The organism is Paenibacillus taiwanensis DSM 18679, assembly GCF_000425125.1.
GTDB classification, from domain to species: Bacteria; Bacillota; Bacilli; order Paenibacillales; family Paenibacillaceae; genus Paenibacillus_B; species Paenibacillus_B taiwanensis.
The window spans coordinates 68,860-81,371 of the sequence record NZ_AULE01000001.1; the positions used below are offsets into that span (position 1 = coordinate 68,860).

At 35.2% G+C, this 12,512-nt stretch carries 12 protein-coding genes; 2 read left to right on the forward strand and 10 right to left on the reverse strand.

Annotation, left to right across the window (positions count from 1 at the left end; genetic code table 11):
* Positions 1-92: 92 nt before the first annotated feature.
* The 7 genes from H509_RS0100335 to H509_RS27430 all read right to left on the reverse strand — a co-directional run bounded on the left by H509_RS0100335 (position 93) and on the right by H509_RS27430 (position 7,084).
* On the reverse strand, positions 93-812 hold the full coding sequence (locus H509_RS0100335) for an ABC transporter permease (protein ID WP_036695728.1): 720 nt from the start codon (positions 810-812) through the stop codon (positions 93-95).
* A complete protein-coding gene (locus tag H509_RS0100340) occupies positions 812-1,600 on the reverse strand; it encodes an ABC transporter permease (RefSeq protein ID WP_051286734.1) in 789 nt (262 codons plus the stop codon). The genes H509_RS0100335 and H509_RS0100340 overlap by 1 nt, the downstream gene beginning before the upstream one ends.
* A 1-nt stretch (position 1,601) precedes the next feature.
* Positions 1,602-2,318: an ABC transporter ATP-binding protein gene (locus H509_RS0100345; protein WP_157277376.1), complete on the reverse strand. Its 717-nt coding sequence runs from the start codon at positions 2,316-2,318 to the stop codon at positions 1,602-1,604.
* 168 nt (positions 2,319-2,486) lie between these two features.
* Positions 2,487-4,757 carry a lasso peptide biosynthesis B2 protein gene (locus H509_RS0100350; protein WP_028543314.1) on the reverse strand — a complete coding sequence of 757 codons (2,271 nt, stop codon included), beginning with the start codon at positions 4,755-4,757 and terminating at the stop codon, positions 2,487-2,489.
* Positions 4,757-5,005, reverse strand: a complete 249-nt coding sequence (locus H509_RS0100355) for a PqqD family protein (protein ID WP_028543315.1) — start codon at positions 5,003-5,005, stop codon at positions 4,757-4,759. The genes H509_RS0100350 and H509_RS0100355 overlap by 1 nt, the downstream gene beginning before the upstream one ends.
* A gap of 35 nt (positions 5,006-5,040) precedes the next feature.
* Entirely contained in the window at positions 5,041-6,576 is a 1,536-nt protein-coding gene (locus H509_RS0100360) for an asparagine synthase-related protein (RefSeq protein ID WP_036695730.1), read from the reverse strand.
* Positions 6,577-6,946: 370 nt separating this feature from the next.
* A complete protein-coding gene (locus tag H509_RS27430) occupies positions 6,947-7,084 on the reverse strand; it encodes a lasso RiPP family leader peptide-containing protein (protein WP_157277378.1) in 138 nt (45 codons plus the stop codon).
* Between the two features lie 684 nt (positions 7,085-7,768).
* Between H509_RS27430 and H509_RS0100370 the strand changes: the two genes are divergently transcribed.
* A complete protein-coding gene (locus H509_RS0100370) occupies positions 7,769-8,482 on the forward strand; it encodes a LytR/AlgR family response regulator transcription factor (RefSeq protein ID WP_028543317.1) in 714 nt (237 codons plus the stop codon).
* Positions 8,482-9,786 (forward strand): sensor histidine kinase, encoded by a 1,305-nt coding sequence (locus H509_RS23875; protein WP_028543318.1) that lies wholly within the window; start codon positions 8,482-8,484, stop codon positions 9,784-9,786. The genes H509_RS0100370 and H509_RS23875 overlap by 1 nt, the downstream gene beginning before the upstream one ends.
* A 322-nt stretch (positions 9,787-10,108) precedes the next feature.
* Here the strand turns inward: H509_RS23875 and H509_RS0100380 are convergent, their stop codons facing one another.
* The 3 genes from H509_RS0100380 to H509_RS0100390 all read right to left on the reverse strand — a co-directional run bounded on the left by H509_RS0100380 (position 10,109) and on the right by H509_RS0100390 (position 12,440).
* Positions 10,109-10,531 (reverse strand): GNAT family N-acetyltransferase, encoded by a 423-nt coding sequence (locus H509_RS0100380; RefSeq protein WP_028543319.1) that lies wholly within the window; start codon positions 10,529-10,531, stop codon positions 10,109-10,111.
* A gap of 146 nt (positions 10,532-10,677) precedes the next feature.
* Positions 10,678-11,394, reverse strand: coding sequence for a hypothetical protein (locus H509_RS0100385; RefSeq protein WP_028543320.1), 717 nt, complete (start codon positions 11,392-11,394; stop codon positions 10,678-10,680).
* A 368-nt stretch (positions 11,395-11,762) separates the two neighbouring features.
* Positions 11,763-12,440 (reverse strand): stalk domain-containing protein, encoded by a 678-nt coding sequence (locus H509_RS0100390; RefSeq protein ID WP_028543321.1) that lies wholly within the window; start codon positions 12,438-12,440, stop codon positions 11,763-11,765.
* Between the last annotated feature and the right edge of the window lie 72 nt (positions 12,441-12,512).

The following is a 12,512-nucleotide window of genomic DNA, read 5'->3' on the forward strand; positions in this document are numbered from 1 at the left end:
GCTTTAAGATTTTGGGTTTTCTTATCACTTCTTTTTTTAAAAAAGGTTGTACACGAGCTGAAGCTATTTCACTTACACATTCTTTGACTTTATTAACGAACATTACGATGTGCAAACAACCAGGCAGAAATAATTAATAATAGTACTACCCAAAAAAATTGAACCGCTAATCCTGACCACTTGTCCAAAAAGCTGGTTACCGCAGGTATCGAAAAAAGATTCATTGTAGCAAGTGTAGGTAAAAATTTTGCCAACTGAGAAATAGAAAACAACATTTGACTAAGTCCTAAAATAAGTGGGAACATAATAGCGATTGGTGCTATAAGCGATTTCGTCATAATTGATAGAGCAGAAGTAACCAAACCTAATTGAATCCAACTAAGTAGGCCCAGAGAAATACTTCCAAAAAACTGTACCATTAAAGAACTTGTCCATTCCATATCTTGTTGAAAAAAAAGAACGGTTAAGCCAAGTACACTTGAAACTATTCCTGTACATACTGCAATTAAGGTGATATTCACAAACTTTGCAAATAATAATTTTAATCGGGATGGTTGTGTGAGAAGTGTTGTTCTTAGAGCAGAGTGTGAATATTCTTGTCCAAAATAACCTGCACTTGCAACAATAATTCCTAATTGACCTAAATAGAGGGCTTGCAAGGAGAATGAAAGTATCTCACTTTCTCTCCCTATCTTTGGTGTATCGGAGGTTAATAAGAAGAGTAAGGGAACGATAATGGCACCAAGTACACCTATAATACACCAGTTAAATGAAAAAAATTTAGTTTTCTCACTACGCAACGCAGCGTACATCAGTATTTTCCTCCTACATCACTACGAATAAACGCGTAATAAGACAAGCCCAAAGCTAATATTACCCATATAAGCAGTACAATACCGCCTTTTAATGGGTCATGTTCAAAAGGGTCTGTTGGTGTTGCAAAAAGAAGATTTCCTGCTGCTACAGGGAGATACTCCCCCCATGCCCACTTTTGTGCTAGGTACTTTCCAAGATTGTAAACCTGAGGAACTAAAAAAACTAAAGGCACTATCGCATTTCTAAAGAGCATTCCAATCCCAAAAGAAAGTATAGTTAGTAAAATCCAGTCTAGCACCGAAAAACCAATAAACTGCCAAGCGATTGCGCTTAAATAAAAGGGGTTTAATCCCAGCTCCCCCAAACCAAAATGCGTAATAGAAATTGTGAAAAAAATTGTTAAAACAGATACTAACGTACTGCATATTAAAAGAGCGAGGACTTTTGCAAAAAAAACCTTAGTACGACTACTTTGACATAATAAAGTTGTACGTAATTGATGATGTTTATATTCACTTGCCCCTATAATTCCCCCAAAGACAACCATCGGTAATAACCCAAATAACACCGCATCAAATCCGAAATAATCCAAAGGAGGGAGAGCCTCTGCTAATTGTGGATGAGTTTCTGGTGTTGCATCTAATCCAATCTGAGCGAAGCTTTTTGCTGCGATAAGTGCAAGTAATGGTTGAACCACCACAACTAAAGCACAAATTACCCACCACACTCTACTTGAACAAATATTTGTGAGTTCAAACCGAATGGTTCTTGAAAAATTATTCATCTTATGCCTCACCTTCTGTAAGAGAAAAGAACACATCCTCCAATGATTTTAAATTTTTCATAACATGCTGAAGCTCGCCAGTAGCTATTATTTTACCGTGATTAATAATAACTACATCGTCCGCCACTGCTTCCACCTCAGAAAGAAGATGTGAGGACAACAAAATAGTCTTTCCCATGTCTGATTGCTGACGAATAAATTTTCTAAACCAACGAATTCCTGTCGGATCAAGGCCATTGGTTGGTTCATCAAGAACAAGATATTGAGGGTCTCCCAGCAGTGCAACTGCTAGGCCAAGACGTTGTCCTTCACCCAATGATAATGTTCCCAGTCTTGCATTGCTTTGTTCTGATAAGCCAACTATATTTAATACTTCGGGCACACGGCTAGCAGAGATGTTGTTGCTTTGTGCTATAATTTTCAGATGAGTTTTTACCTTTCTTGAAGGAGTACCTCCTATACCGTCAAATGCTGCTCCTACCACTTTTAATGGAGTATCAAATGTGACATAGTTGCTTCCGCCAAAAGTTGCCGTCCCTGTTGACCGATCCAGTCCTAACAATATACGAAGTGTTGAGCTTTTCCCTGCCCCATTCGGTCCAAGAAAAGCTGTAATTCTCCCTTGCTTTGCTTCAAATGATACATCTTTTAATATATTTTTTTCTCCATGTCGCTTACATAATTTTGATATGACAATATGGTTTATACTATTCGTCAATATAAATATCTCCTTTGAAATAAATTAGTCTGGATTAACAAAATTTCAGTTTCTAAATTAAACAAAGAGGAGCTTAACGTCGTTAAAAGGTTAAGAAAGCTAACAATATGCTGCTTTCATATTTCAGTAACTAGCTGTAATTAGACCTTTTCGAATTACCGTATTTATTTAAATTGCTTTGTCCAGAAATTGTTCTCTGGCTAACTCTCTATATAATGGTACTTTATTCAGTAGCTCATTATGACTCCCTGAACCAACAATTCTTCCGTGTTCAAGCACATAAATTATATCTGATTCAACTATTGTAGAGAGGCGATGTGCTACAACAATGACCGTTTTAGACTCTCTCATCTTGTCAACGGCTTTTTTCATCCCAATTTCATTTAAACTATCTAAATTGGATGTCAATTCGTCAAGTAGAACAATTTTCGCTTTTGATAAAAGAGAGCGTGCCATAGCTAAACGCTGGCGTTCTCCGCCAGATAAAGTAGTACCAGATTCTCCAATCTTCATGTCGAGTTTTTCAGAAGAACGTTCTATTAGATGGGTAAGGTTTACCTCTTTTAAAACATCGTAACATTCTTGTTCAGTTACATCCCAATTTCCTAAAAGAAGGTTATCTCGTAAAGTGCCTGCTATAACAGGGGCATTTTGTTCAACATAAGTGATAAGTTTACGAAGTTCTTCACGAGAATAGCTTCGATAATCCTTACCGTCTACATAAATTTGCCCGCTGTTAGGATCGTAAAATCTTTCTATTAATTGTAAAACAGTGCTTTTCCCAGCGCCAGAAGGCCCGACAATAGCGGTGCGCTTCCCGTATTCTGCACTTAAAGTAACTTCTTTAAGTATCATTTCCTCTTCCTTTTGAGCAATATCTGCTCCAAACTCTAATTTATTGTATCCAAAGCTAACCTTTTCAAAATGGACCATCCCTTTTTGTGCCGCAGCATTATGTGAAAATGTAATTTTAGAATTTGTATCATAATCCGTTTCTAAAGCAAGATTTAATACTTCTTTAATTCTTGCAAAAGCTCCAAGTGATTCTCCTATTCCAGAAAAAGCACCAAAAACTTGTCCCACAGGACCAATCATTATAAACAGTAGTAAAGCAAAAGCAATCAAATCTGCAATACTCATATATCCCATAGAAACACGATAACCGCCAAAACCAAGCACAATCAATCCACATACTTGTAAACTCATATTTGAAATTGGCGTCATAAATGACTGTATTTTGGCTAAACGAATTCCTAACTTTCGTAAATGCTCTGCCTGTAGTTTAGCTTTATTTTCTTCAACTGAAGTAGCATTTGTAGAACGGATCGTTCTGATCGCATGTAAGTCGCGTTCAACCAGTCCACTAAGTTTTCCGAGTTCATGTTGAACACGAAAACTTGCCTTTTGAATCATCGTACTCATAAAAACGATTCCAATAAACGCCAGACTTACCGTTACTAAAGCTGTCAAGAACAAAAGGAAATCTTTTAAAGCCAAACCTATCGCTGCTCCAACTACAATAAAAAATCCACTAGTTAGTGCAATTGTCCCTTGAATAAGAGCCATTCTTAGTCTTGAAGAATCACCGCTCACTCTACTTAGCAAATCCCCTACACTTCTTTTGTCATACTCAAAAATTGGGAGTCTTAACAAATGGCTAATTAGATTGCTTCGTGCTTCAAAAACAACACCTTCTCCTATTTTCTGTAGCAAAAAGTATTGTATAGTAGTTAAAATCATTGAAACGGATAATACCAAAATAAGAATTATTAAAGTCATACTGACTGTAAAACCTGAGCTTGATTGCTTGATTAAATCTGCCACTAAGTTTGGTTGAATAAGTGTTAAAATTGCACTTCCAATACCCAATATGAATACCCAGAAAAATTCTACATTATGTCCTTTAGTTAAAGCGAACAATTGTCGTAAACTAGCTCTTGGAGTCGATTCATAGCGTTCATCTTGTTCAATTTTTTTAGGTTTAGGATTATTGTTTTCCATTGTTTTTTTTGATTTTTCCTCATCATAATGAGATACACTTATAACTTTAGAATATAAACTAACATCATCCGGCTCTCCAACTGGAATACTGTTTAATTCAACCCATGCGTGTGCCCTAAAAGGTTCTTGGGCGTATCCCGTACACCAACTAACAGATCTTCTTTGTAACCACGTGGCTACAACAACCGCAAGTGACCGTCTCAGACACCCCTCTTGACTTCGACATCTCTTACTTACTATACATACTGCATCACGAATAACCTGAACTTGTTCCTTTGAAGCTGCTGGATATTTTCTCGTTAAACGAGATAATATTTTTTCTATCATACTTGGAGACAGCCAATTTAGAGGTGCTGATAGAAGTATAGCTATTCTGGCAAGCCATTTTGCCCCATTTGATGCTTGTGCTGGCTGCTCCGAAAAAAGTGGTATATCCATTATGCTAGTCCCACCTCTCTAAGCATTAGAAAAAATTCATTAACGTCCTTCTCTGCATGCGCACTCTCTAAACCAAAAGTCTGTTCTAATTCAGCCACTAATTCATTTCTATTTTTTCCTTCACCTAATCCATTAATTAAAAGTCTTCCAACGTGATTTACTTGAAAATAAATGCCTCTGCTTTTGTCAAAAATCATTGCCCCATTATCCTGTTCAATGATTTTAAGTTCTCTTTTTATTTTTTTCATAACATTGCCCCCTTTCCGAATTCCTAGTTTCACATTTACGACGAATAACTCATTGCATTATGAAGCCATCGCTCAACAGCAGTTAGCCTTTCAAAGGCTACAATTCGATTGTGTAAAGCAGTTGGCATAGATAATTCAGAGACGAGTATGTCTGGATCAACAATTCCTAGCTCCACAACTTTAAAATCTCTAACGGCATGAATATTTTTTTTTGCAGATTCCTTATATCCTTTGTATAAAAATGATGAATAATCTCCTTTAAAACCTCGAGTAAATACTTCGCTCGGAACAATTCCTTTTATTGCTCGATACAACATGGGTTTGGTAAGCTCAGATTCTAAGTGATACCGCATTGGTATAGATAATGAAGACTCAATCATTTTTGAATCTAAAAAAGGAGCTATCCATGTTAAACTTCCATAAATCACATTAAGTTGGCTTAGTACACGTTTTTGAAACAGCAATGACTCTAGCGCTTGATGTCTTGAACGATCGGAATCAAGAGCTCCAGAAATTTCATTTAACGTTTTCATAGCAGTTTGATAACATGGAACATGATAATCTTTTACAAGCCATGCTGGAATCGTAATTTTTCCGAACCAATTCAAATCAGACTCTTTCTTCCTTAGTTTTGCATGGCCAAATCCAATATCTATTTCAGTTTTTAGTGCTTCTTTAAATGATGTATTGTTCATAAGATTAGATATACCTTGTAGGAATGGTGTTCTCGTAATTAAACAGTATTGGAAGCCAAACGTTACACTCCTCATTCTGTTCTGCCTTACAATGGACCACGCATATGCTGGCATAGGTGTAAACAATTCATCACCACCAAGACCTGTGAAATGAATTGAATTTCCATAGTTCTCATTGAAATGAACTATATTTTCAACATAACCCTCTGTATCTGCCCAAAAAACCGGGGAATCCGGTAGCGTTAATCCTGAGTATGGCATGTCTGTTTCAAATCTCCGACCAGACGCACCGATAGATGGCAAAGAATTTAGCGATTCATTCATATCATTTGCAATCATAGTGGCCCACTTGGAATCACTATTCCATTTACTATCTGTTTTTGCATGATACAGCTTAATGTCTGCATAATGTGCTTTTAAAGCATATGCAATGGTGGCTGAATCAACACCACCAGAGAGGTCAGCAGATATATTAGCAAAGCTACTAGTATGATTTCTTAGTAATTCAAAAAAACGCTCTCTTATATTTTGCAGCGTCAATTCAACATCATTATTTAGTTCTGGTGACATCCAATTTTTAAATTGTTTTACTTCCTGGGTTTTTCCATATTTTAAAACACAAAAAGGGTGGATTTTATTCACACCGTCCCATAAAGGTATATTTTGAAAAGGATAATAGGGCAGACTACTTATCAGATTCAATGCAACTGCTGATTTTGATATATTTAAATCACAGTATCGCGCAATATCACTAGCCGAATCACTTATAATTAAAATATCATTTAACATTTTCCAGGATAAAGAAACATCAAATAATGCTCCTCCTACCATAACTTCGTGATGATCAACCAGAACAAAGATCCCTTTCGAAACCATTTTTTGAAGAGTCAGCGCTAATTTTGACAGTTCAAATTCATTACTTCCCTTTATCTGGTCTACAACTTTTAGATATTCACTTGATATACAATATATGTCCAGATCGCCTGTAGAATATTTAATATACTCATGTTGAGAAATAAGTAAAATGCTTACCGAAACCGTTTTTATATGTATTTGAAATGGTACTTTTTTAGGACTTGATTTTGTTGCGTTTTCTTTTAACTGAATGCTAATAATAGCCCCCCCTCTCGCTTAGTTTTCATCGTTATTAGAAATAAATTAACACATGAGTCTCTACACAGCATTTTTATAAAAAATGGTCATTGAACATCTCAAAATTGTCCAATGACCACTTTTCTCTTTTACACTAGGTTTGAATTATGATTTTAATTAATGCACGTCCACCAAAAACATCTGTGTATTTACCAGTCCAAAGCCCTTTAGTAGACTCTTTAAAGCCAGCCACTTTCTCAATTGTTGGTTTGGAGTAAACAACGTTTGTCATTGAATTCCACCCCCTTTAACTATAAGGTCACATCACTTTCATTAAATTCCAAATAGAAATGATACTCTATTTGTTTTAATAATAATCTACCTTTAACTCTTTTTTTCTTAGATGTAACAAACTGCAATTTAAATGTAATTATTAGCATCATAGCTATACTAAAATAATAGCTGGATACAGAAGACAGTATCTTTTATACTATTAATAATAATGTATAAATAAGCTAGTTATGGAAGATGGTTGTAGACGAACAGAAGGGGTTCAGTATTTAATCTTCATTTTAGAAGGCATTTCTGAGTGGTCGTAAACTATAAAAAAAAGGGGGGGCAAACATATTATGAAACTGACCATTTATTAGCAACATAAATAAGACCGCTCTGTGACTTTGCTTTGAGCTCAATTACCGCCATCACCAAAGACCCCATCTCTAAATTTCCGGTTTTGTCCTCCACATCTTTGAAAAGTGCAGCAGTAATGTTAAGCCTCTCAACCACATTATAGGACACACACACATCTGAAGTTGATAACAATTTAATTATTAACTCAATCCATTCGTTATATCTACTTATTAGTTGAATTTCAATATATACTATATTGTAAAATAATAATCATAAAACATTAATTATTGTTTATAACATGATCGTGCACCATAGCTACAAATGCCTCTATTTAAGGAGTGAAATGATGGTAATAAGAGTCGCTATTTGTGATGATGTTCCTGTTATTGCAAAAGCTATCGAAGATTTACTATTAGAATATGACTCCTCATTATTTGAGATAGATATATTCTACAGTCCATTTCGTTTAATGGAATTACTTGAAGGAAATACATATGATTTATTTATTTTAGATATCGAGTTTCCTAATTTATCGGGTATAGAAGTTGCCGAAACTATTAGAAAAAATAATTTTACTTGTCCAATTATTTTTATTACAAGTTTCAAAGAATATATGGAAAAGGTTTTTAAGGTTAACACTTTTGATTACATTTTAAAACCCGTAACAAAAGACAAATTATATCCTGCCTTAAATCGTGCAATTAAATATTTAGATTTAGATAATTCCAAATTTTTGTTTACATTTAACAAAGTGTTTTACAGCCTTTCTTTTAGTGAAATTATTTACTTTGAAAAAAATAAAAGGAGCGTACTTATTCACACGCCCTCAGATATATACGAAACGATTCTTCAAACAAGAGCCCTTTTATCCAAAGTTAATGATAATTTTGTGCAGGTCCACACCTCATTTATCGTTAATGTTAGGTGTGTAAAACAAATAACAAACAATATAATTATCGCCAACTTAAATGATAAGGAAACGGTTGAAATACCAATAAGCCGTAAATTTTTAGATAGTGCCAGAAAACAAATTTTGATGAAGTTAAGAGACTTCATATAATGAATGATACTATCGTTGCATTAATCAACTTTGTTGTAAATTTATTGTTGGCTAATTATTATTTTCCAAACACCCCCACTTACAAACTGTTTTCTAAAGAAAACTTTGTTGTTACATCCTTGGCTCTTTTTCTTACCACATTTTATTTGTTATCTAGCCAACAATCCTACATTCTAATCACTATTATCTTCACTGCTATATTGTTTTTAGTTATCACAAAGAGAAATCAAATAGATGTAAGGAAACAGTTCTTTTGGTTAATTTGCTTACTTTTATTGTTTCTAATGTGCGATTCCATCTCGTTTGTTATTACGAAAGCGATTTCATTATCAGAAGGTTATACTTCGTATTTATTTTTTATGATTGGAGGAGCCGGTATTGCGGTAATTTTAAAACTAATAGCTTTATTTGTTCTTAAAATTATCGCTCTCCAAAAGCGTAACTTAAAGAAGCCAATAAATGTTTTTCTCCTTATGACTCTAATTTCTATACCCATGATATCCGTATTTATGTTAAGTACAATTGTAGTTTCTGAAATCAACTTTATTAATCATCCTAATTTTATATTTATATTAATTGCTTCTTGTATTATATATATGAATATATGCATACTATATCTTTATATAACACTCGGAAGTTATTTTGAAAAGCTTGAAAAAACTACAACGCAAAAAATACGATTTGAATCAGAATTGAACTTTTTCAAACAATTGAAGCAATCACAATCTAAACTATATTCAATGAAGCATGACTTAAAAAACCAATACGTAGTTCTAATGGGAATGTTAAGTCAGGGAGATACTGCTGGGGCTGAAAAGTATCTTCAAAGTTCGCTCCAAAAAGTTGAACACACTGATTATTTCTTTACAAATAACTATGTGCTAAATTATTTGCTGAATGAAAAAAAATCTATCGCTGAAAGCAATGGAATATCTTTGACCGTTCAATCTTTCCTTCCTGAAAACATTGATTTAGATACTGACATTTTTACCGTTGTGCTCGGCAATTTAATAGATAACTCCTTAAACGCCGTCTTACGTTTACCTAATTCTAAAGACAAAGAGATTTCACTTCTTATTAAACAATTTGAAAAAAACCTACTTATTGAAATTTCAAATGCCTTTAATCCTGTAGAGCTTAAAACTCGCAAGAATAGGAGATTCGAGGGAATAGGAATTAAAAATGTAAAAAGTATTATAGAAGAGAATGGTGGAATTTATAATCAATGGGTTCAAAATAATCAGTATATCGTAAGTATACTTTTATTCCATGTATATGATAAAGAAGCGAAACAATGGAGTTGATGGTGCACGATCGACCTAATCGCTAATTGGATCAATAAGCAGCTTGTGTTTTGTTACGTTGGTTTTACTCACATTCATGTTAAATAACTAACTTTAAAATTATCCGTCCGAAGAAAATAGAGTTTTAGACTGCCGCTGTAGTCATTCAACTAGCGTGTCCCGTTAGTTGAACGAAATGCACTGTTTGGTCACTAATAAAGTCTGAAACTCTTTGAGGTTACTTGTTATCTTGTCATATAAAAATATAAAGCAAAAAGAATGGCTATCGAGACTTTCTCGACAACCATACAAAAGGAACCAAAACCAAATGCGGCTCCTTATTTTAATTATATTCCATAACCCAGTACTTCTCTTCTCCCGGAAGACCTTCCTCAACAACCTTCTTCCATCCGTTGCGTTCATAAAATGTCAATGCCTTATGATTTTTAGATACGCATTTTAATCGCATCGGTTTATTCATTTTAACGTCAGCTGCTTGCAGCAATCGACTGCCGACACCTTTCCCTGAGCAATCCGGGTGAACAAAAAGATTATGAATGAAGTTATCCGACAAATACAAGGAGGTAAAGCCCATAAGGATACCGGCCTCTTCTGCTACGATGATGAATTCGTCATCCGTATGCTTGTCGAAATCCTCCAAAGTCATTTCAATAATATGGTCCCATACGAAGGTATTGTGCCGTGATTCGAGATACAGCTTTCTTAGTTCAGGGTAATCCCCTTCATGGGCCTCTCTAATATTCAATTGCTCACTCCCTCAGCACTAAAGTTTTGATGTGATATGTCCCTTTTTCAAATATTTACCACCACTAACCAGCTAGCCTGCACGTTAACTAAACAGACTGCCGATCGTGCCGGCAGCCTAATGATATACTATACTATCGTTCCCAGTTAGCGGAACATTACCTGTGAAGAAATCTTATCATCTTTCGTAAAAAAATCCACAATAGGAATTTGGATAGGTGTTCTGTATGAACTTAAATGCACTTGTGTTGTTGATGAATTTCTTGGTTTTAATGTCACAGCGTCCTTTGTAACACTTATGGTTGAAACCAAAAAATAAATATTTGTATACGTTTTAAGTTTAGTAAGTATTTTCTTCTTACTAACACCAGTGATTTTATCAGTATATTCAACAAATGAAATTGAAGCCTTGTTCAATGGTCTTATCTGATAGCTAATTACGACCTTATATTTTGCCGTTTCCTTTTCCTTATGAACAATTTCCAATTCGGTATAATATTGTAGCATCAAATTCTTGACCCTTTTTACTACTTCAAAGTCAAGTTCGTCTCTTTCACAAAGGGCACGTAGAGCTTCAGTAGTTAATTCAATTATAAAAATGAATTTTTCATCTGGGTTTAAGATATTGAATTTATTAACGGAAACTCCGATGTTAACGTAAATATGCCTATCATCCTGTGGTGAAATCTCTATATGACCATCTTGTAATGAATCTTTAAAATTAATGTATATATGGTCATATTCTCTCGTTTTAAAATCGAATTCACGCAGTTTTCTTGCATATCTGTCTCCAATGTAAGAAATGTCAAAGTGATAATTTTCTACTCCGAAATACCTAATATCTAATATTGTTTTGTTTTTCATAATTGCCCCCTACTTTGATGCTACGGTTTCAACTATCCTGCCCGTTAGTTCAATAAAAAGAACGCTCCCGCGCCTTCGCTTGGGCTACGTCCTCCTTATTATATTCCATTTCCAATCACCTATTAAAGAACGTACGCGGGTGGCAAGTAGTGCTTAAACAGGGGACTTATCATAACCTAAGCACTAAGAAAACACTTTATTTTCTTCTGACACTCCGACGACACATACCCTGTAAGCCTGTCCACATCTAACGGACGATGGATTTAAATCTCTTCATTGCAAAAGAACGAGAAAAATATCTAATGTAATCTCACGTGAAAATAAGCTCACTACGCCTATACGGGCATTGTGGGCTTATCTACTTAATCTTACTTGTAAATTGAAGTATCTAGCGGAATAATAAACCCACCGTCAACCGCTTGTGTCACATTTATTGATATGTTCTCTACTCCAGAAATATTTACCTCAATCGTCTGGAGATCACTTTTAGGCGAAATCTTCTCTACTTTTTTAAGTAGCACATTCTTGTCATCATCCCTAATTTCAAGAGACTCCACTTCCTTGCCGACTGCAGCGAATTGCAGAACAAGCTTCTTATATTTGCCGTTAGGGCTGAGCATGGTATATTTAATATTGGAATTAGGTGCGCTGTACAGAACTTCCTTATAATTCTTGCCGCCGTATTTGGTCAGTGAAGGGTCCTTGGTATGCAGACTGGTGTTAAAATCCTCCTGCTTCACGGGAACGCCTGCTTGCTGTTCGCCAATAGTCACCTCTTTGGCTGTCCCGTCATAATTCACTGGAACATCCAGCAGCTCAGAAACAGATCGTACCGGAAGATACGTGGTTCCATTATAAGTAATGGGAAGCACCGCTTTGCCATTGCCATCTTTGAGAGGGGTAATCTCCCCGTTCACTCTGATTTTTAAATCTCCGTTTAACAACGCTTTAATTTCTTGGAGCTGCGAGCTCGCGAAAGCACCTGTGCCCATGCCCACTAAAAGTATCATGGTACCGCATAAAGTCGTAACAACCTTCTTCTTCATTTCTGTTTTCCTCCTCTTGGGATTTCCACAAATCCAGGAACTCAGGAATCAACGGTTATTTGAGGGATAGTC